This window comes from Ideonella paludis (genome assembly GCF_018069865.1).
Classification (GTDB): domain Bacteria; phylum Pseudomonadota; class Gammaproteobacteria; order Burkholderiales; family Burkholderiaceae_C; genus Ideonella; species Ideonella paludis.
Window position 1 is genome coordinate 133,249 of record NZ_JAGQDG010000006.1, and the last position, 19,338, is coordinate 152,586.

Below are 19,338 nucleotides of genomic sequence, written 5' to 3' on the forward strand. Positions count from 1 at the left end.
ATTCCAACTCGCGTTAACGAGCGGATGGTAACAAATGCTGGACCACAGGCCCGGTAATGCCGTCGACGCCGCATTCCCAAAGCACCTGCGCGTCCAGGGTATCGATGACGCCCTCGGCAAACACCGACAAGCCAATGCCATGCAGCATGCGGGTCATGCCCTCGATGTGCTGCGCACGCGCACGGTCCGAGGCCAAGCCTTCCGTGGTGCTGGCGTCAAGTTTGATGAAATCAAGCCCTGCTTCAAGCAAGGCTCTCGACTCCGACAGCCGCTCTCCCGCGTGCTCCAGACCGACACGCGCACCGCTGGGCCGCAGGTGCTCCACCAGTTCCCGCACTTCTTCCAAATGGGTCAGTGCGCCAGCCTCAGCGACTTCCAGCCACAAGCCGGGCGCTTGGGAGGGCGCGGCACGAACCAGGTCCCGCAAGCGATAGATGAACGACGAGTCCCTCAATGAGCCGGGACTCAAGTTCACAGCTCTTGCGCGACCATCCATCGCAATGGCCTTGAGGGCCAACTCAACCGCCATTTCGTCGATCCGGGCTGTCATCTCGGTGCGACGCGCCATGGGTAACCACTGTGCAGCGGGCACCAATGGCCCCTCAGGTTCTAGTCGCAAGCGCAGTGGGCACTCTTGATGCACCACGGCGCCCATGGCGTTGACCAAGGCAAACTCCACCAACTCCCCGCGGCGCTCCAGCAACGCTTGCTGAAGATGCTGACGCCATGTGTCCTCACCCAATATCAGGCCTTCGCCGGCATCGTCCATTTCCACAGCAAATGGCCCGCGGGCTTCAGCTTTGGCGAGCGCCTGATCGGCCGCAGCCAACAGCGAAGAGATCGGAGCACCATGCCACCAACGAACCGCCCCGATGACGATGTTGATGTCGCCCTCATGCGTTTTGAGCAAACTGCGCAGGCGAGCAGACACATCGAGCGCAGGGTCGCGCAAAGACTCCACGTCGGGCACCACCATCGCAAAGTCAGACCCGTTGAGTCGCCCGACTTCACCGCCACCGGTGCGTCGCACTGACTCCAAGACTGCGGATGCTGCCTCTTGGAGCAAGCGGTCGGTTGCGGGATGCCCCAAGCGCCGATTCAAGCCCTGCAAATCGACAAAGCGCATCAGAATCAGCGCCCCGGCAGCACTGCCATCCTCGCTGCCCAACAAGACCCTCAAGCGGCCCATGAAATAGGCCCGGTTCGACAAACCCGTGAGTGGGTCGCAGTGGGCTTGCCGACGCAATTGCTCGACCTGAGCTGCTTGCTCGTCAAACATGCTCTTGAGCCGCGCCACCATGGCATTCATGGCGCGGGTGACGTTTCGCAGCTCAGGCACAGACGGCTCAGACACCGTCACGAAGCGGCGCTCGGTGATGGCGTCTGCCTGTTGCACGGCTTGGTCCAGCGGCGCACGGATACGTCGGACGCCCAGCGTCGCGACTGCACCGGCCCCCACAGCCAGCAGCGACAAGACGGCCAAGGTTCGCAACGTGCCTTGCCAGAGTTGATCGTTCACAAAGCTCGACTGGCTACGCACCTCAACGCGGCCAATCTGCTTCCAGCCGTCCGAGACCAGCGCCAGGCCGGCGTTGGGTTCGACACCCAGCCAGCGAACAAACCAGTCTGGCGCAGCGGTGGTCGCTCTTTGCGCACGGCGCTCGACCAAGACAGCGCCTGTGGGCGATCGCAGTGAGATCAGTTCGTAGTTACCGGTATCGAACTGACTGGCGATCATCAGTTCCATGGCCGTCGCGTCGCTTCGCTGCTGCGACAGCGTCAGGGCTAATGACTGTGCGACATCATTATTTTTGAGGCCCAACTGACCTTCGAGGTAGCCCCGAGCCGATTGCACCGTGATACCCAAGGCTCCGACAAATGCCAGAGATAAGGTCAGCACAAGAAGTAGCCACACTTGGCGAATCAATGACATGCGATCTCCTTGGCCGTACTTATACCTTGAGCCTTGAACTTTGTTCAGGCTAATAAAGGCCATCCAAAGCGGCTCTTCGCAGAATATCGCGCCAGCGCGATAGCCGCTCTGAAGGGTTACCGGCCACGTTCACGGCGCTAACCCCCTCCCAAAGCCCCTCGGCATTAAAGCTGAAAACAGGGGTTAAGTCAGGTCGGCGACCGGCAGGACGCACTTCGGTGATCAGATTGTCCAGCACCAAAGGCTCAGCATCCGGTGTCGGATAGTAGGCCAGAACCATATGGGCGACCGACGGCCCGCCCGGCCCCCCCATCACCGCACGGACGTAGACCATTCGTAACTTTTTGTGAGGAACACCCATCGCCGTGAGTGTGAAGTACTTGGCAATCGCATAGTCTTCACAGTCCCCGGCGCCGCGCTGTAACAACTCCAACGGGCTGGTCCAGTAATCGGGCTGGCCCCAGTTGTCTTGGTCTTCTCGGAACAAGACCCGACGGTTGTAGAACTCATTGATCGTATTGACCTGAACCAGCTCTGACTGACCCTGAATGGGCGCCACGACCTGACGCAGCAATCGCACACCCATGAGGGCATTCTCACCATGCCTCGCAGCGGCGGCCTGAACCCGGTCCGCATCCCATGCCAGCCCTAGGTGCAGCGGCACAAAGCAGCACAGCAGCCAGCACAGCGCGAGCACCCCGGGTGATCTCGACACCTTGAACGCTAGGATTCGGCGGTTGACGGGAAGAAACGACATCACCTTGGATGTCGGCAGCAGACTTCAGAAGTTGAACTTCGCACCGATAAAGTGCGCGTTGCTGTCGCCCAAAGACCACAAGGTCCCCGAAAAATCGCGGTGAGGCTCTCCCGCGTCCGCGATACCTTGTTTTCGGGGTTACCAGTTGGTCGTTCTATCTAGTACATTTAGCAACGCTTTTGTGTCCACAACCATGTAGGGACCCGTGACCATGAAGAAAAAACTACTTGGCCTTAGCCTGTTGACTCTGGCCTGCGCTTCGGCAATGGCGCAGAACCAGGCGGTTGTCTCAGCGGCCCAAAGAGCCATTGAGACAAATCCAGAGGTCGCAGCCAAGTTCAACGCATTGCGTGCTTCTATTGCAGAAGTTGACGTGGCGTCTGGCGCATTGCTGCCCCGCGTCGACCTGTCCGGCGACGTTGGCCGTACTCAGGACAACGTCGACAACCGCCGCCCCTCTGAAACCCAATCCTTGAACCGTGCAGGCTTGGCCCTGACGGTCAATCAATTGCTGTGGGATGGCTTAGCCACCAGCAATGAAATCAAGCGTTTGGGCCACTCCAAATTGGCGCGCTATTTCGATTTCATCGACGCCACTGAGCAAACTGCTCTGGAAGCCACTCGCGCATTCCATGACGTCGAGCGCTTCCGTCGCTTGGTGAAATTGGCCGAAGACAATTACGTCCAGCACAAATACGCCGCCGACCAGATTCAGTCGCGTGTGCGTGCCGGTGTGGCTCGTGGCGTCGATCTCGAACAAGCCGGCGCGCGCTTGGCCTTGGCGGAGTCGAATCTCGTCACCGAAAAGGCCAATCTGCATGACGTGACCGAGCGCTATCGTCGCGTGGTTGGCGAACTGCCGCCAGCGTCGCCCGGCGCGGCCCAGCCCCTGGCCCGTCCCCTGCCCGCTTCCGGTGCCGCTGCCTTGGAAGCCACTGCCCTGAACAGCCCCGCCATCGCTGCTGCCGTCGAGAACCTGCGCGCCACTCGTGCCCAGGCTGAAAGCCGCAAAGGGGCCTTCCAGCCCAAGGTGGAAGCCCGCATTCGTGGCGGCGTCGGCAAAAACCTCGATGGCACGCTCGATCAGACCCGTGACATCAACGCCCAGTTGGTGCTGAACTGGAATCTGTTCAACGGCGGGTCGGATCAGGCTCGTGTGCGTCAAAGCACCAACCTGCTGAACCAGGCCATGGACCTGCGGGACAAAGCATGCCGCGACACCCGTCAGACCGCTGCAATTGCCTACAACGACGTCAAGAAACTCAGCGAACAGCTGGCCTACCTTGACCGCAATGTGATCGCCATTGAGAAGGCTCGCGACGCCTATCGCCAGCAGTTCGACATCGGCCAGCGCAGCTTGCTGGACCTGCTGAACGCTGAGAACGAGCTCTACACCGCCAAGCGTGCATACGCTGTGGCCGATGCTGACTTGCAAGTGGCGACCGTGCGCACCCATGCAGCCATGGGTACGTTGGTTTCCGCCCTGGGTCTCGCTCGCGCCGATGCCAAGACCTTGGCACCTGAAGGTGACAACTGGGCCGCCGGTGAAGACGCCGCCACTCGTTGCCCTCTGGCACCGACGGACGTCGCCACCACCAGCAAGGATGAACTCGACGCTCGTGCTCGCGCCATGACCGGCCCAGCCAAGGCTGCGCCGGCACCGGCTGCCCCTGCACCAGCGACGCCTGTGGCGGCCACCAAGAAAACGGTGGAAGAAGGCTTGGCAGAACAGCGCCTGCGCGATTGGGCTGCTGCCTGGATGTCCAAGGACTTGACCCGCTACTACAGCTTCTACAGCCCGAATTTCGGGCCGATCAAGGCTGACAAGTCGAAGTGGCAGTCGGAACGCAAGCGCTTGGTGACGAAGCCGGGTGAAATCAGCGTGGTGCTTGAAAACCTGGTGCCCAAGCAGATTTCTGCTAATCGTGTCGAAACCAGCTTCAAGCAAATCTATAAGTCCTCCAACTTCAATGACACCATGTTGAAGACGTTGACCTGGGAGCGCAGCGGCTCTGAATGGCTCATCGTGAAGGAAAGCAACCGTTGATCTTCGGGTCAAGTCAGTGATGGAGGGCGCGCATGTCGCGCCCTTCGCATTTCTTGCCCGGCTTTGCGGGTTTCAGTTTCATATTCGCTGTGGTTTTTAGATAGACTCCTAGGCAGTCGGTCCTCCGTCAGGCGATAGGCGTGATGTGTTCGTCACCCAACCTTTCACCCAGCGGCCAGTACGTTCAGCATTACTCAAGAGACACCATGCAGGCACATCGAATTGCACCCCCAGCATTTGCGCTCAACCGCTTGGTTGCGGCGGTTTGCTTGGGCTCATTTATGGCCCTGTCAGCCGTTGCTCAAACGACGCAAAACAGTGGAGAAACCGTCGAGATTCAGCGGCTGATCAAAGACGGGCAACATGCCCAAGCACTGAAACTGATTGACGAGTCTTTGGCCAAAAACCCCAAAGACGCTCAAATGCGTTTTCGTCGTGGTGTGGCGCTCTCCATGTTGGATCGGAAAGCCGAAGCCTTGAGCGTTTTCCAAAAGTTGGTCGAAGACCACCCAGAAATGCCGGCGCCGTATAACAACATGGCCGTTATCTATGGGGCTCAGGGCGAGTATGACAAAGCCCGCGGTGCACTCGAGCGTGCGATTCGCACCAACCCGGCCTATGCCACCGCCTATCAGAATTTGGGGGACGTCTACGCCCAACTCGCCAGCCAAGCCTATTCCAAGGCCCTGCAGTTGGATAAGTCGGACACCTCGGTCACGCCAAAGCTGGCGCTGCTGCGGGAATTGACCACTGGCACCGCCGGCAATGCAAGCCCGGCTGCGCCGGCCAAGCGTGACCCCGTCGTGGCGGCAGCCCCGGCCGTGTCGCCTTCACCAGCCCCTGTGCCCGCCCCGGCACCGGCCGTCACCACCACCAAGCCGACGGTGCCCACAGCCACGCCCCCGACGCCGCCCGCATCCGCGCCTGCTGCGGCCAAGCCCGTGGCGACAGCCAACAGCGTGGCGGATGTGGAGTCCGCGGTGAAGAGTTGGGCTGCGGCCTGGAGCAAACGCGATATGCAAGGCTACTTTGCAGCCTATGCCCCCGACTATGTCGGCAAGAGTGGCTCGCGTAAGGCGTGGGAACAGAACCGTCGCGATCGCATTGCCTCTCGGCAGAGCATCAAGGTGGATATCAGCAACCTCCACGTCACCGTCAATGGCGATAAGGCCACTGCGCAATTCCGCCAACGCTATGAGTCCGATGCGCTGAGTAACACCAGCTCCAAGACCCTGCAGTTGGTGAAGTCCTCCAATGGCCGTTGGGTGATTCAGCAAGAATCCGGCGGCGGCTAAGTCGCGTCTGCGAGAATGGGAGGCGCCTCAGGTGAGGCGCCGATTTTGACCATGGAGAAACGTTCTCTGACGCCCCGTCGTGTGACCCTCGCCCTCGGAGCAGCATTGCTGCTTCTGAGTGGCGTCTACGCTGTAAGCAAGAGCGATAGTCCGGATTTCAGCCCCATCGAGGTGGCGACCGCACTGCCCTCGACTGCCCCCACTGTCGCCGCCTTGCGCCTGGCTGATGATGCCTCCTTGGCCACACCCAGTGCAGGCGTGGCCGTGTCTGGCAGCCCAGAAGCCCAACTCATCCAGGTTTACCGACTGATTGCGGACCAACGGATGTCCGAGGCCCTGGTGGCGGCGGAGAACCTGACCCGGCAGTTCCCCACCTTCAAGCTGGCGCAATTGGTTTACGGTGACCTGCTAGCAGCGCGCTTCGCACCGTTGCCCGCTTTTGGCGGCAAGCACACCAAGCAAGCCAGCGCCGGTCAATCGGCGGAACTGGCCGTGCTGCGGGACGAAGCACGACAGCGCATTCGTGCCCTTCAAGAGCGCCCTCCTGAAGGCGCCGTGCCTGATGAGTTCGTTCAGCTGCCCCCCAGCACCCGGTATGCCATTGCCGTTGACACCAGCCGATCGCGTCTCTACTTGTTCGAGAATTTTCCCTCTGGGCTGAAACTCATCAGCGACTACTATGTGTCGGTCGGCAAACAGGGTGTCGACAAGCTCGTAGAGGGCGATCAGCGCACACCTCTGGGGGTCTACTTCATCACCGACCGTATTGATCCCAAAGCCCTGGAAGATCGCTTCGGTGCCGGCGCCCTGCCCCTGAACTATCCCAATGCCTACGATAAGTTTCGTGGCCGCACGGGCAGTGGCATCTTGGTCCACGGCGTTCCTTCGAACACTTACTCACGCCCCCCCTTGGACAGCGATGGCTGCATTGCCTTGTCCAATGAAGATTTGCTGCGTCTCTCCAATCAGCTGCCGCAGCGGGACACGCCCGTGGTGATCACACGCCAGGTACGCTGGGTGAAAGCCAATCAGCCCAGCGAAGGCCGCCAAGCCTTCCTGGACAAAGTGAGGCAATGGCAAGATGCACGCCTGCGTGCAGACCGACAGACCCTGGAGTCACTCTACGCCAGCACTCAGAGCACAAGCTCGACCGCGCTGGATAACAACAAGGCCAAACAGCGCCTGACCCAGCCCATCACCGCCATCGACAACGTCAGCGTGCTGACCTGGCATGATGACAAGAACAAGATGGTGGTCACGTTTCGCGAGTTGGTGGGCAGTGGCAAGCGAGAGCGCGAGCGTGTGATGCGTCAATACTGGAGCCGTGCCGAGGCGGACGAATGGCGCATCTTGGCCGAAGGCCCGGTTCGCTGAGCCCGACCACGGGAACACGGCCCACGCGGTGAGGCCCTGCGTTGTGGCGTGCCCCCTCTGACCAGAAAGGCCCACGATGCCCGACGCAACGCCCATCCTCGCCATCCAGCCCTTGGGCTTCCCTTGGCAGACGCTCGACCCGTTTCTCTTTTGCGTCTACCACCTAGACTCCTACCCGGCGGGCGATGACGCGCAGGGTGTGCCGCGCGCCGCACTTGCTGGTCGTCCCCTGGGCAACGACTTCGAACCCAAAGACGGCTGGCGCATGTATCACGGCCAACACGTGCCCGGCTTTCCGCGCCACCCGCATCGAGGCTTTGAGACGATCACCATCGCGCGGCAAGGATTCATCGATCATGCTGATTCCCTGGGCGCCACGGCCCGATTTGGCCAAGGCGATGTGCAATGGATGACGGCGGGGCGTGGCATCGAGCACAGCGAAATGTTCCCGCTGCGCCAGCCCGCAGCCCCGAACACCACCGAGTTGTTTCAACTCTGGTTGAACCTGCCGGCGCGGAACAAGCTGGTGCAGCCCCACTTTTCCATGTTGTGGGGCCACACCCTTCCCCACCTCCAGATGACCGATGCGCAAGGCCTGGCCACGGAGGTCTGCTTGATCGCTGGTTCACTGGGTGAACACAAGGCCCCCGCGCCGCCGCCGCACAGTTGGGCCGCAGAACCGGACAACCACCTCGCTGTATGGACCCTGCGCATGGCACCGGGGGCGCGCTGGACCTTGCCGGCTGGTGTGGAGGGCGTCAACCGTGCGCTCTACAGCTTTAGCCAAGCCGCCGAGCTGGACATCGCAGGCCACAGGCTCAAGCATCCCGCCTTCCTTCCATTGAGCGCGACGTCAGCGATCGAACTGGAGAATCGCGGGAGTGTCGTCGCCGAGTTCCTTTATCTGCAGGGGCGGCCTATCAGCGAACCCGTCGTGCCCTATGGGCCGTTTGTGATGAACACAGCCGGCGAGATTCAGCAAGCCATGCAGGACTACCGACAAGGCCTGTTTGGGCGCTGGCCCTGGCCCAGCGACGGCCCGGTGCACGCACGGGACCAAGCGCGCTTCGCCATCCATGCAGACGGACGACGGGAAGATCCGCCCTTGGCGACATCCTAGGGCAGCCCGCTGCATGCTGGGCGAATCGAAATTGCCGTAACACTTCGGCTTTTTCTGACCATTTGTCAGATTGTCACAATGCTTCTTCTGACCAGATAATCCGGCCTTCCCTCGAGGGGAGTAGCAAGCTGGGCGTACCCATGGTGCCCTGGCGACAGTGTCCGTCAATACGCGGCCGATATAACAAGTAGCCGCCGGACCTGTCGAGCTCGGTCCTTTGCCCGAGCCATGCAAGACCTTGCGGGTGTTCTTCAACACCTCTCTCTTTTGCAAAGACCTATCCATGGAAACCATAGCACCCCTTTGGCTCTGGCTGGTGTTCGTCGGCTTCGTGCTGGCAGCGCTGTTTGTCGACTTCGTCGCCCTCAACAAGCAAGGCGCCCACGTCGTTGGCGTCAAAGAAGCGCTTCACTGGTCCATCATTTGGATCGCCCTGAGCTTTGTGTTCAATGGCCTGCTGTGGTGGGCGGTCAAAGACACGACCGGTTCAACCGAACTCGCCAATGAAAAGTCATTGGAGTTCCTCACGGGCTACCTGATTGAGAAGAGCCTGGCCGTCGACAACATCTTTGTCTTCCTGCTGATCTTCACCTACTTTGCGGTGCCCCCGGCCTACCAGAAGCGGGTGCTGATGATCGGCATCATCGGCGCCATCGTGCTGCGCACCATCATGATCTTGGTGGGCGGTTGGCTGTTGGCCCAGTTCCACTGGATCCTCTACCTCTTCGGTGCCTTCTTGATCATCACGGGCATCAAGATGTGGTGGGCAGCCGGCAAGGAGTCTGACCTCGAAGACAACCCGGCCCTCAAGCTCCTGCGCCGCATCATGCCCGTCAGCAAAGAGTACGACGGCGAGAAGTTCTGGACGATGGAGAACGGTGCCAAGATTGCGACACCGCTGTTGATGGTCGTGGCCTTGGTGGGTTTGACCGACGTGATCTTCGCCGTGGACTCCATCCCCGCCATCTTCGCCATCACCAAGGACCCGTTCATTGTGCTGACCAGCAATGTGTTCGCGATCCTGGGCTTGCGCGCGATGTTCTTCCTGCTGCAGGCTGCCGCCAGCCGCTTCCACCTGCTGAACTATGGCTTGGCGGTGATCCTGGTCTTCATCGGCACCAAGATGATGCTGATCGATGTCTTCAAGATCCCTGTGGCGGTGTCCTTGGGCGTGGTGCTCAGCATCTTGGCCATCACCATGGTGTGGAGCTCCAAGACCGCTCCCAACACCTGACGTGCAGCCACCGAGCAAACAACACCCTTGAACAAGGAGTCCTGACATGAAGATTTTGTTGGCTGTCGACGGCAGCCCCTTCACCAAAAAGATGTTGGCCTACTTGGCCATTCACGAAGAGATGTTTGGCCCGCAGAACAGCTTTACCGTGTTCACCGCCGTGGCAGCCCTGCCTCCGCGGGCCCGGGCGGCTGTGGGGGCCGACGTTGCACGCGGCTACTACAAGGACGAAGCCGCCAAGGTCGATACGCCAGTGCGCAAGTTCTTGGCTCGGCATGGCATCCAAGCAGAGGTCTGCCACGAAGTCGGCTCGGCCGGCGAGTTGATCGCCAAAGCCGCCGAAAAGGGCAAGTTCGATCTCGTGATCATGGGCTCGCACGGCCACAGTGCCTTGGGCAATTTGGTCATGGGCTCGGTGGCAACACGCGTGCTGGCCCACTGCAAAGTGCCGGTCCTGCTGGTCCGCTGACGCTCGGCGCTCTCTAAACCCTTGGGGCCTTGCTGGCAACGGCAAGGCCCTTTTTCTTGCAGCACCATGGCGCCCCCTCGCATTCACCTCTAAAGATCCATGCCCCCTACCGTGTCGGAGCCACCATGCCCACGTTGTTCCTAGATGCTCGAAGCCGCTGGGGGCCACGGCCGCTCTGCTGGCCCCCCGGCTCTGGGCCTTGGAACCGGCAGCAAGCAAGATTCCCAGTGCCGCAGATCACTCGCCACTCATGTCTGCAGCCAAAGACCAAGGAAGCCGCGACACCTGCGCCGCGTTTCCAACGAATGCCCAACTGGAAGCTGCCATCCGACGGGACCTGGGCCAATCCGTGGTGGTCTCCGAAGAGTTCGCCTTTTATCTGGCCCGGCGCAGCCCATGGAACGGCCCCGATGAATCCATGCCGATTGATCCGTTTGTCGACGGTGCTATAGAGGTCGGCTCGCTGCCAGAGCCTGACAGGCCTTATCGACTCGAGTTGCCGCCAGGATGCACGTCGAGCGCGTCCGTCACACCGAGCGCTCGTGCAGGGATGAAGACCTCCTCAGCCCCGAGGCCTTGCCGAGCGCCTGTGCCACCACATGCTTGGGGACGCACCTGGGGCCGTGAGGGCTTTGGCTGGATCAGCTTTGAGGACATGGACTCCGCCCTGGTGATGGGCTCTGGCTTTGTCACGGCCAGCGACTTGCCCAAGGAGAAGACCTTCGGCTTGGTCTGAGCCTCGGTACCCAGCCGCCCTCATCCCCCGCGCAATTCAGCGCAGGTCCTGGGCGCATCGAAAGCCGATGTACACCGCGTAGAAATCAGCGGCCTTCCACGCAGTCACGTCAGCGCGCATGTGCGGCGCACCGTACCACCACGAGCCCCCCATCGTGCGGCGCTCCGCCCCTTGTGCATCGCTCACCCATTCCCACACATTGGCCCCCATTTCGTGCAAGCCGTTCACACCCGCCGCGGTGGCCCCTGCCGGTGCGGCGCGCGGCCACGCATCGCGCTCGCTGGTGTTGGCACCGGCCGGGCTGTCACCCGTGGGGTAGGTGTAGGTCTTGCCACGCTGCCAAGGAGCTGGTGGAGACGCTCGCTGCTCGGTGTAGGCCGCACTCTGCCACTCGGCCGCGGTGGGCAGCCGCCCGCCCGCCCAGCGGCAGTAGGCGGCAGCCTCGGCGTGGGTCAGGTGCACGGCAGGTAACTGCCCAGATGCAGGCGGCGTGCCCTCAGGCGTGCGCCAAGTCCATCCCGGGCGACGCTGCCAACCACCCACATACTCAAAGCCGCCCCCTGCGCGCTCAGCCTCGGTGAGCAAGCCGGTCTCATGAACAAAGCGCGCGAACTGAGCCACCGTGACCTCGGTGCGGTCGATGGCGAAACCGGGCAGAGCGACGCGGTCAGGGCCGGCGGTGGCCTCGGACTGAACACTCACAGTCAGTCCTGCAAGCAGTGAGAGGGTGAGAAGGACAGAGCGGTGGCAGGTCATGCTGCGCATCATGCGGCAAGCCCACAGCCCCTCACGGCGCTGCGGCCTTTTGCGCTTGTGCTTAAAGTCAGGCGCCACGTCGTCCAATTGGCCAACAATTGCTGTGACCTCAGTCATACGTCACCGATAGCGCCGCCATGAGTACTGGCGCATGCCACGGACCCGAAGGATGCCCATGAAGATCATTCACAACCCTCTGCACGCTCTGCATCAAGGCCGAGAGGAGATGTTCCGTGGCCGCATGGTGGCCTGCCATGAGGTGCCTGCGCGCCAGGACTTTGTGCTGGCAGCGCTGCAGCAGCGCGGCTTCGGACGGCTGGAAGCGCCACACGGTCAAGAGATCGACATCGATGCGGCCATCGCTCGTGTGCACGACCAAGGCTATATCCAGTTTTTGGCAAAGGCTTGGGATGACTGGGTCGCGATGGACCCCGCCAATGCACAACGTGATGCACTACCCTCAGTCTGGCCACTGCCCAGCCGTCACGGCTTCCGAACCGATGGCGCGCTGCTCAACTTTGCAGCCCGCCTAGGCCGGTATAGCTTTGATGCAGGCAGCCCCTTGATGCAAGGGACCTGGGCCGCCACACACATGGGCGCGACTTGCGCTGTCAACGCCGCCCGTGCGGTGCTGGCTGGCGAGCGGGCAGCCTGCGCCCTGACTCGCCCTCCGGGGCACCACGCTGGGCCCGACTTCTTTGGCGGCTATTGCTTCTTGAACAACGGCGCCATCGCCGCACAAGCTCTGCGCGACGGGGGGCACGCCAAAGTCGCCGTCTTGGACATTGACTACCATCACGGCAACGGCACCCAAACCATTTTTTACGATCGTCCCGACGTGTTCACCGTCTCTTTGCACGGCGACCCGGCCACCGAGTACCCCTTCTTCCTGGGCCATGCCGACGAAACGGGCACGGGGCTGGGCCAGGGCTACAACCTGAACCTTCCGCTGCCTCGCGGCACTGCTTTCAATACCTGGCGGCTCGCACTCGATCAAGCCCTGAGCGCCATCACCCACTATGCGCCCACCGCCTTGGTGGTGCCTTTTGGCTTGGACACCTTCAAGGACGATCCCATCTCCGGCTTCACACTGGACAGTGAGGACTACACCACCATTGGGCAGGCACTGGCAGGCTTGGGCTTGCCCACGGTCTTCACCTTTGAAGGCGGCTACGCCGTTGAGGCGGTCGGGACCAATGCGGTCAACCTTTTGGAGGGCTTTGGGGCCCACTGAGTGGCGCCCAGGCTGAATCAGACGAGACAAAAAAAGCCCCGGCGGCGAACCGTCCGGGGCTTCGTTATTGCAGGCACTCAGGCTGCTTACTTCTTGCTCGGCGGCAAATCCGTGCAAGACCCATGCGCCACTTCCGCCGCCATGCCAATGCTCTCACCCAGCGTGGGGTGCGGGTGGATGGTCTTGCCGATGTCCACGGCGTCGGCGCCCATCTCAATGGCCAGGGCGATCTCGCCAATCATGTCGCCGGCATGGGTGCCGACGATGCCGCCGCCCAGGATCTTGCCGTGGCCATGCGCTTCGGGGGAGTCATCGAACAACAGCTTGGTGAAGCCTTCATCGCGGCCGTTGGCGATGGCGCGGCCCGAGGCCGTCCAGGGGAACAAGCCCTTCTTGACCTTGATGCCTTGGGCCTTGGCTTGGTCTTCCGTGAGACCCACCCAAGCCACTTCAGGGTCGGTGTAGGCCACGCTGGGGATCACGCGGGCGTTGAAGGCGGCCGAGGCCAACTCTTTGTTGCCCTGCAACTCACCGGCGATGACTTCCGCCGCCACATGCGCTTCGTGCACGGCCTTGTGCGCCAGCATGGGCTGGCCCACCAGGTCGCCGATGGCGAAGATGTGCGGCACGTTGGTGCGCATCTGGATGTCGACGTTGATGAAGCCACGGTCCGTCACCGCCACCCCAGCCTTGTCGGCGCCAATCTTGCCGCCGTTGGGCGTGCGGCCCACGGCTTGCAACACCAGGTCATAGGTGCCTTCACTCTTGGTGCCATCCAGGCCCTCGAACTGCACAGTGATGCCCTCGGGCTTGGCCACAGCGCCCACCGTCTTGGTCTTCAACATGATCTTGTCGAAGCGGCCCTTGTTCATCTTCTCCCAGACCTTGACCAGGTCGCGGTCCGCGCCTTGCATCAGCCCGTCCATCATCTCCACCACATCCAGGCGAGCGCCCAGGGTGCTGTAGACGGTGCCCATCTCCAGGCCAATGATTCCGCCACCGACGATGAGCATCTTCTTGGGCACGGCCTTGAGCTCCAGTGCGCCGGTGCTGTCCACAATGCGCTCGTCCTTCGGGAAGAAGGGCAGGTGCACGGCTTGGGAGCCTGCGGCAATGATGGCGCTCTTGAACTTCACCACCTTGGTGGTGCCGGTCTTGTCTTGGCCGCCGCCCGTGGTTTCTTCCACCCGCACATGGTGGGGGTCGATGAACTGCCCAAGGCCGCGCACGGTGGTGACCTTGCGCATCTTGGCCATCGCGCCCAGGCCGCCGGTCAGCTTGCCAATGACCTTTTCTTTGTGGGCACGCAGCTTGTCGATATTGACTTGCGGCGCCCCAAACTCCACGCCCAAGGCGCTTAGGTGGCTGACCTCGTCCATCACTGCGGCCACATGCAGCAGCGCCTTGGACGGAATACAGCCCACATTGAGGCACACACCACCCAGGGTGGCATAGCGCTCGACGATCACGACCTTGAGGCCCAAATCAGCCGCGCGGAAGGCCGCCGAATAGCCGCCGGGGCCGGCTCCCAGCACCAGCACGTCGCAGTCCACATCGGCTGCGCCGCTGTAGCTGCCGGCCGGGCCGGCTGCCACCGCTGGCGCAGGCACCGGTGCCGGTGCCTGTGCCGCAGCGACCGCGGGCGCTGGTGTGGGCGCAGGCGCAGCATCGGCCGTTTCCAACACCAAAACCACCGAGCCTTGGTTGACCTTGTCACCCACCGCCACTTTGAGCGCCTTGACCACACCCGCATGCGAGCAGGGAATCTCCATCGAGGCTTTGTCGCTCTCCACGGTGATCAAGCTTTGCTCCACCTTCACGGTGTCGCCCGGCTTGACCAGCACTTCGATCACGCCCACGTCTTTGAAGTCGCCGATGTCCGGCACCACCACATCTATCGTTGCCATGGTGGTCTCCTTACAAAACAATGCGACGGAAGTCCGCCAGCAGAGATGCGAAATAGACGTTGAAGCGCGCGGCTGCGGCACCGTCGATGACGCGATGGTCCCAGCTCAAGGAGAGCGGCAGGATCAAGCGCGGCACAAACTGCTTGCCATCCCAGCGCGGCTCCATACTGCTCTTGCACACCCCCATGATCGCGACCTCAGGCGCATTGATGATGGGCGTGAAATAGCGCCCGCCAATGCCGCCCAAGGACGAGATGCTGAAGCAGCCGCCCGACATGTCGGCGGGACCCAGCTTGCCGTCGCGGGCCTTCTTGGCCAGCTCGCTCATCTCTTGGCTGATCTGGAAGATGCCCTTCTTGTCGGCGTCTTTGATCACCGGCACCACCAGGCCATTGGGCGTATCGGCCGCAAAGCCGATGTGGAAGTAGTTCTTGTAGACGAGTTGATCGCCATCCAAAGAGGCATTGAACTCAGGGAACTTCTTCAGCGCCGCCACAGCCGCCTTGATCATGAAGGCTAGCATTGTGACCTTGATGCCCGACTTCTCGTTCTCTTTGTTGGTTTGAACGCGGAAGGCTTCGAGCTCGGTGATGTCGGCGTCGTCATGGTTGGTGACATGCGGGATCACCACCCAGTTGCGGTGCAGGTTGGCACCACTGATCTTCTTGATGCGCGACAGGTCTTTGCGCTCGACGGGGCCGAACTTGGCAAAGTCCACCTGCGGCCAGGGCAACAAACCTGGGAAGGCACCGCCCGCTGCGGCCGGTGCGGCTGCCGGGGCTTTGGCCTTTTGGGCGGCCGTTTGCAGGCTGCCGGCCATCACGCCCTTGACGAAGTTCTGCACGTCGTCAGCGGTGATGCGGCCCTTGTGGCCCGAGCCCTTGACTTCTGCCAGGGGCACGCCCAGTTCACGCGCAATCTTGCGAATGCTGGGTGAGGCATGGGGCAGGCCTGCTGCGGGCGTGCCGGGTTGGTGCGCAGGCTGCGCAGAAGCCACGGCCACGGCAGGCGCGGCCGCAGCCGCAGCCTGGGCGGGAGACGCCACAGGTGCTGCCGCGGGTGTGGGAGCAGGAGCAGCGGCGGCCACCGCAGCGCCCTCGCCTTCCAAGATCGCCAGCAGCGTGCCTTGGTTGACCTTGTCACCCAGGGCCACCTTCAGCTCCTTGATGACGCCAGCATGCGACGAGGGGATCTCCATCGAGGCCTTGTCGCTCTCCACGGTGATCAGGCTTTGCTCCGCCTTGACGGTATCGCCCACCTTGACCAAGAGCTCGATCACGGCGACGTCTTTGAAGTCACCAATGTCGGGCACCACGACCTCAATGCGGCCCACCGCAGCCGCCACCGGGGCAGCGGGTGCTGGTGCTGCAGCGGCAGGCGCTGCAACAGGTGCGGCGGCTGCAGCCGGCGCAGGCGCCGGGGCTGCCACCGCCGCGGCGCCGGCCACTTCCAGCATCAGCACTACCGTGCCTTCGTTGACCTTGTCACCCAGGCCCACCTTCAGCTCTTTGACCACGCCAGCGTGCGAGCTGGGGATTTCCATCGAGGCCTTGTCGCTCTCGACGGTGATCAGGCTTTGCTCTGCCTTGACGGTGTCGCCCACCTTGACCAGCAGCTCAATGATGGCCACGTCTTTGAAGTCGCCGATGTCGGGGACTTTCACTTCAATCAAACTCATGATGTGTCTCCGTCCCCGTTTTAGGCGTACAGCGGGTTGATCTTGTCGGCCTTGATGCCGTACTTGGCAATGGCTTCCGCCACCTTGGTCGCCGGCACGCTGCCTTCTTCTGCCAGGGCCTTGAGCGCGGCCACCACGATGTAATGGCGGTTGATCTCAAAGTGCTCACGCAGCTTGGAGCGGAAGTCGCTGCGGCCAAAGCCGTCGGTGCCCAGCACCTTGAAGGTGCGGCCCTTGGGCATGAAGGCGCGCACTTGCTCGGCGTAGTTCTTCATGTAGTCGGTCGAGGCAATCACCGGGCCGGGGTGGCCGTCCAATTGCTGAGCGATGAAGGGCACGCGCGGGGCGTCCGTGGGGTGCAGCAAGTTGAAGCGCTCGCAGTCCTGGCCTTCGCGGGCCAGCTCGTTAAAGCTCGGGCAGCTCCACACATTGGCGGCCACGCCCCAATCTTCTTCCAGCAGCAGCTTGGCGGCTTGAGATTCACGCAAGATCGAGCCCGAACCCAGCAGATTGACGCGCGGTGTCTTCTTGGCGCCCTCTTCCAGCAGGTACATGCCCTTGATGATCTGCTCCTCGGTGCCAGGCTTCAGGCCGGGCATCGGGTAGTTTTCATTCAGCAAGGTCAGGTAGTAGAAGACGTTCTCTTGCTTCTCGACCATGCGCTTCAGGCCGTGCTGCATGATCACCGCCACTTCGTGGGCGAAGGTCGGGTCATACGAGATGCAGTTCGGAATGGTGCCGGCCAAGATGTGGCTGTGGCCGTCTTCGTGCTGCAGGCCTTCGCCGTTCAGCGTGGTGCGGCCCGAGGTGCCGCCCAGCAAGAAGCCACGCGCTTGCATGTCACCCGCCGCCCAAGCCAAGTCGCCAATGCGCTGGAAGCCGAACATCGAGTAGTAGACAAAGAACGGGATCATCACCCGGTTGTTGGTGCTGTAGCTGGTGGCGGCCGCAATCCAGCTCGCCATGCCACCCGCTTCATTGATGCCTTCTTGCAGGATCTGCCCGGCCTTGTCTTCGCGGTAGTACATCACCTGGTCTTTGTCGACCGGCGTGTAGAGCTGACCCTTGGGGTTGTAGATGCCGATCTGACGGAACAGGCCTTCCATGCCGAAGGTGCGGGCCTCGTCCACCAGGATGGGCACCACGCGCGGGCCCAAGGCCTGGTCGCGCAGCAGTTGGTTCAAGAAGCGCACATAGGCTTGGGTGGTCGAGATCTCACGGCCTTCGGCCGAAGGCTCCAGCACCGCCTTGAAGGTCTCCAGCGGTGGCACGGTGAAGCTTTCCTCAGCCACAGGCCGGCGCTTGGGCAGGTAGCCGCCCAGCGCCTGGCGGCGCTCTTGCAGGTACTTCATCTCCGGCGTGTCGTCAGCCGGCTTGTAGTAGGGCAAGTTGGGCAGTTCGCTGTCGGGGACCGGGATGTTGAAGCGGTCGCGGATGTAGCGGATGTCTTCGTCCGTCAGCTTCTTGGTCTGGTGCACGGTGTTCTTGCCTTCACCAGCCTTGCCCATGCCGTAGCCCTTGACGGTCTTGACCAGCAGCACCGTGGGCTGGCCTGTCTCGTTGTTGTGCGCCGCATGGAAGGCGGCATAGACCTTCTCGGGCTCATGGCCACCACGGCGCAGCTCAAAGATCTCCTCGTCGCTCATGTGCTCGACGAGCTTGGCAGTCTCGGGGTACTTGCCGAAGAAGTTCTTGCGGATGAAGGCGCCATCGTTGGCCTTCATGGCCTGGTAGTCGCCATCCAGGGTTTCCATCATCAATTGGCGCAGCTTGCCGCTCTTGTCGCGGGCCAGCAGTTCGTCCCAGCCCTTGCCCCAGATCAGCTTGATGACATTCCAGCCGCTGCCCCGGAACTCGCCTTCCAGCTCTTGGATGATCTTGCCGTTGCCGCGCACCGGGCCGTCCAAGCGCTGCAGATTGCAGTTGACAACGAACACCAGGTTATCCAAGCCTTCGCGGGCCGCTAGGCCAATGGCGCCCAGGCTTTCCGGCTCGTCCATCTCGCCGTCGCCCATGAAGGCCCAGACCTTGCGCTTGGCCGTGTCGGCAATGCCGCGCGCATGCAAGTACTTCAAGAAGCGAGCTTGGTAGATGGCCATCAAAGGGCCAAGACCCATGGAGACGGTGGGGAACTGCCAGAACTCCGGCATCAGCTTGGGGTGCGGGTAGCTGGGCAGGCCCTTGCCATCGACTTCTTGGCGGAAGTTGTCGAGCTGGGCTTCAGTCAGGCGGCCTTCCAGGTAGGCGCGGGCGTAGATCCCAGGCGCGCTGTGGCCTTGGATGTAAAGCAAGTCGCCGCCATGGTCGGCGCTCTCGGCATGCCAGAAGTGGTTGAAGCCAGCGCCCAGCATGGACGCCAACGACGCAAAGGAGCCGATGTGGCCGCCCAGATCACCGCCGTCGGCCGGGTTCAGCCGGTTCGCGCGCACCACCATGGCCATGGCGTTCCAGCGCATATAGGCGCGCAGACGCTTCTCGATGGCGATATTGCCGGGGCAGCGGGCCTCTTGCGAGGTCTCAATGGTGTTGACGTAAGCCGTATTGGCGGAGAACGGCAGGTCCACGCTGTGCTGACGAGCTTCCTCGAGCAACTGCTCCAACAAGAAGTGGGCGCGCTCGGGGCCCTCGGCGGTGATGACGGCGGTCAGCGCGTCAAGCCATTCGCGGGTTTCCTGGGCATCCACATCGATGGCGGACGCTCCAAGGCGGGAATCAGGCATGGCGGACATGGTTTGTCTCCTATTGAAAGGCCATGGGTCGTAAGGTGGCCGAGAGTGTGGCACAACTTGGTCTGTATT

General features: G+C 62.0%; 14 protein-coding genes. 8 read left to right on the forward strand and 6 right to left on the reverse strand.

What is annotated here, in order from left to right; all coding sequences use genetic code 11:
* Window positions 1–13: 13 nt before the first annotated feature.
* Window positions 14–1,933, reverse strand: a complete 1,920-nt coding sequence (locus KAK11_RS15975; RefSeq protein WP_210810222.1) for an EAL domain-containing protein — start codon at window positions 1,931–1,933, stop codon at window positions 14–16.
* A gap of 49 nt (window positions 1,934–1,982) precedes the next feature.
* Window positions 1,983–2,690, reverse strand: a complete 708-nt coding sequence (locus KAK11_RS15980) for a transglutaminase-like cysteine peptidase (protein WP_246499047.1) — start codon at window positions 2,688–2,690, stop codon at window positions 1,983–1,985.
* Between the two features lie 265 nt (window positions 2,691–2,955).
* Here KAK11_RS15980 and KAK11_RS15985 point away from each other — a divergent pair, with 265 nt between their 5' ends.
* The 7 genes from KAK11_RS15985 (at window position 2,956) to KAK11_RS16015 (ending at window position 10,965) form a co-directional block, all read left to right on the forward strand.
* Window positions 2,956–4,737 carry a TolC family outer membrane protein gene (locus KAK11_RS15985; RefSeq protein ID WP_246499049.1) on the forward strand — a complete coding sequence of 594 codons (1,782 nt, stop codon included), beginning with the start codon at window positions 2,956–2,958 and terminating at the stop codon, window positions 4,735–4,737.
* A gap of 206 nt (window positions 4,738–4,943) precedes the next feature.
* Window positions 4,944–6,032, forward strand: a complete 1,089-nt coding sequence (locus tag KAK11_RS15990) for a nuclear transport factor 2 family protein (protein WP_246499051.1) — start codon at window positions 4,944–4,946, stop codon at window positions 6,030–6,032.
* 51 nt (window positions 6,033–6,083) lie between these two features.
* A complete protein-coding gene (locus KAK11_RS15995) occupies window positions 6,084–7,406 on the forward strand; it encodes a L,D-transpeptidase family protein (RefSeq protein WP_210810224.1) in 1,323 nt (440 codons plus the stop codon).
* A 76-nt stretch (window positions 7,407–7,482) separates the two neighbouring features.
* Window positions 7,483–8,526 carry a pirin family protein gene (locus tag KAK11_RS16000; protein WP_210810225.1) on the forward strand — a complete coding sequence of 348 codons (1,044 nt, stop codon included), beginning with the start codon at window positions 7,483–7,485 and terminating at the stop codon, window positions 8,524–8,526.
* Window positions 8,527–8,809: 283 nt separating this feature from the next.
* Entirely contained in the window at window positions 8,810–9,760 is a 951-nt protein-coding gene (locus tag KAK11_RS16005; RefSeq protein WP_210810226.1) for a TerC family protein, read from the forward strand.
* Between the two features lie 46 nt (window positions 9,761–9,806).
* Window positions 9,807–10,229, forward strand: a complete 423-nt coding sequence (locus KAK11_RS16010) for a universal stress protein (RefSeq protein WP_210810228.1) — start codon at window positions 9,807–9,809, stop codon at window positions 10,227–10,229.
* Between the two features lie 250 nt (window positions 10,230–10,479).
* Window positions 10,480–10,965: a C1 family peptidase gene (locus KAK11_RS16015; RefSeq protein ID WP_210810229.1), complete on the forward strand. Its 486-nt coding sequence runs from the start codon at window positions 10,480–10,482 to the stop codon at window positions 10,963–10,965.
* Window positions 10,966–11,001: 36 nt separating this feature from the next.
* On the opposite strand, the gene KAK11_RS16020 is transcribed toward KAK11_RS16015, so the two are convergent.
* The gene (locus tag KAK11_RS16020) at window positions 11,002–11,667 is read right to left on the reverse strand and encodes a formylglycine-generating enzyme family protein (RefSeq protein WP_310737819.1); all 666 of its coding nucleotides are present in this window, start codon (window positions 11,665–11,667) and stop codon (window positions 11,002–11,004) included.
* 229 nt (window positions 11,668–11,896) lie between these two features.
* Between KAK11_RS16020 and KAK11_RS16025 the strand changes: the two genes are divergently transcribed.
* Window positions 11,897–12,955, forward strand: coding sequence for a histone deacetylase family protein (locus KAK11_RS16025; protein WP_210810231.1), 1,059 nt, complete (start codon window positions 11,897–11,899; stop codon window positions 12,953–12,955).
* A gap of 86 nt (window positions 12,956–13,041) precedes the next feature.
* Here KAK11_RS16025 and lpdA read toward each other — a convergent pair whose 3' ends face one another.
* Genes lpdA through aceE form a run of 3 tightly spaced genes read right to left on the reverse strand, consistent with a single transcriptional unit; the run spans window position 13,042 to window position 19,269 of the window.
* Window positions 13,042–14,862, reverse strand: a complete 1,821-nt coding sequence (gene lpdA, locus KAK11_RS16030; RefSeq protein ID WP_210810232.1) for a dihydrolipoyl dehydrogenase — start codon at window positions 14,860–14,862, stop codon at window positions 13,042–13,044.
* Between the two features lie 10 nt (window positions 14,863–14,872).
* Window positions 14,873–16,540: a dihydrolipoyllysine-residue acetyltransferase gene (aceF, locus tag KAK11_RS16035; RefSeq protein WP_210810234.1), complete on the reverse strand. Its 1,668-nt coding sequence runs from the start codon at window positions 16,538–16,540 to the stop codon at window positions 14,873–14,875.
* Window positions 16,541–16,560: 20 nt separating this feature from the next.
* Window positions 16,561–19,269 (reverse strand): pyruvate dehydrogenase (acetyl-transferring), homodimeric type, encoded by a 2,709-nt coding sequence (aceE, locus tag KAK11_RS16040; RefSeq protein WP_210810235.1) that lies wholly within the window; start codon window positions 19,267–19,269, stop codon window positions 16,561–16,563.
* Between the last annotated feature and the right edge of the window lie 69 nt (window positions 19,270–19,338).

Excerpts from the sequence above, each read along its gene's own strand:
- KAK11_RS15980 (WP_246499047.1), bottom strand. The coding sequence starts at position 2,690 with ATGTCGTTTCTTCCCGTCAACCGCCGAATCCTAGCGTTCAAGGTGTCG.
- lpdA (WP_210810232.1), bottom strand. The coding sequence starts at position 14,862 with ATGGCAACGATAGATGTGGTGGTGCCGGACATCGGCGACTTCAAAGAC.
- KAK11_RS16010 (WP_210810228.1), top strand. The coding sequence starts at position 9,807 with ATGAAGATTTTGTTGGCTGTCGACGGCAGCCCCTTCACCAAAAAGATG.
- KAK11_RS15985 (WP_246499049.1), top strand. The coding sequence starts at position 2,956 with ATGGCGCAGAACCAGGCGGTTGTCTCAGCGGCCCAAAGAGCCATTGAG.
- aceF (WP_210810234.1), bottom strand. The coding sequence starts at position 16,540 with ATGAGTTTGATTGAAGTGAAAGTCCCCGACATCGGCGACTTCAAAGAC.
- KAK11_RS16015 (WP_210810229.1), top strand. The coding sequence starts at position 10,480 with ATGTCTGCAGCCAAAGACCAAGGAAGCCGCGACACCTGCGCCGCGTTT.
- aceE (WP_210810235.1), bottom strand. The coding sequence starts at position 19,269 with ATGTCCGCCATGCCTGATTCCCGCCTTGGAGCGTCCGCCATCGATGTG.
- KAK11_RS16000 (WP_210810225.1), top strand. The coding sequence starts at position 7,483 with ATGCCCGACGCAACGCCCATCCTCGCCATCCAGCCCTTGGGCTTCCCT.
- KAK11_RS16005 (WP_210810226.1), top strand. The coding sequence starts at position 8,810 with ATGGAAACCATAGCACCCCTTTGGCTCTGGCTGGTGTTCGTCGGCTTC.
- KAK11_RS15995 (WP_210810224.1), top strand. The coding sequence starts at position 6,084 with ATGGAGAAACGTTCTCTGACGCCCCGTCGTGTGACCCTCGCCCTCGGA.
- KAK11_RS15990 (WP_246499051.1), top strand. The coding sequence starts at position 4,944 with ATGCAGGCACATCGAATTGCACCCCCAGCATTTGCGCTCAACCGCTTG.
- KAK11_RS15975 (WP_210810222.1), bottom strand. The coding sequence starts at position 1,933 with ATGTCATTGATTCGCCAAGTGTGGCTACTTCTTGTGCTGACCTTATCT.
- KAK11_RS16025 (WP_210810231.1), top strand. The coding sequence starts at position 11,897 with ATGAAGATCATTCACAACCCTCTGCACGCTCTGCATCAAGGCCGAGAG.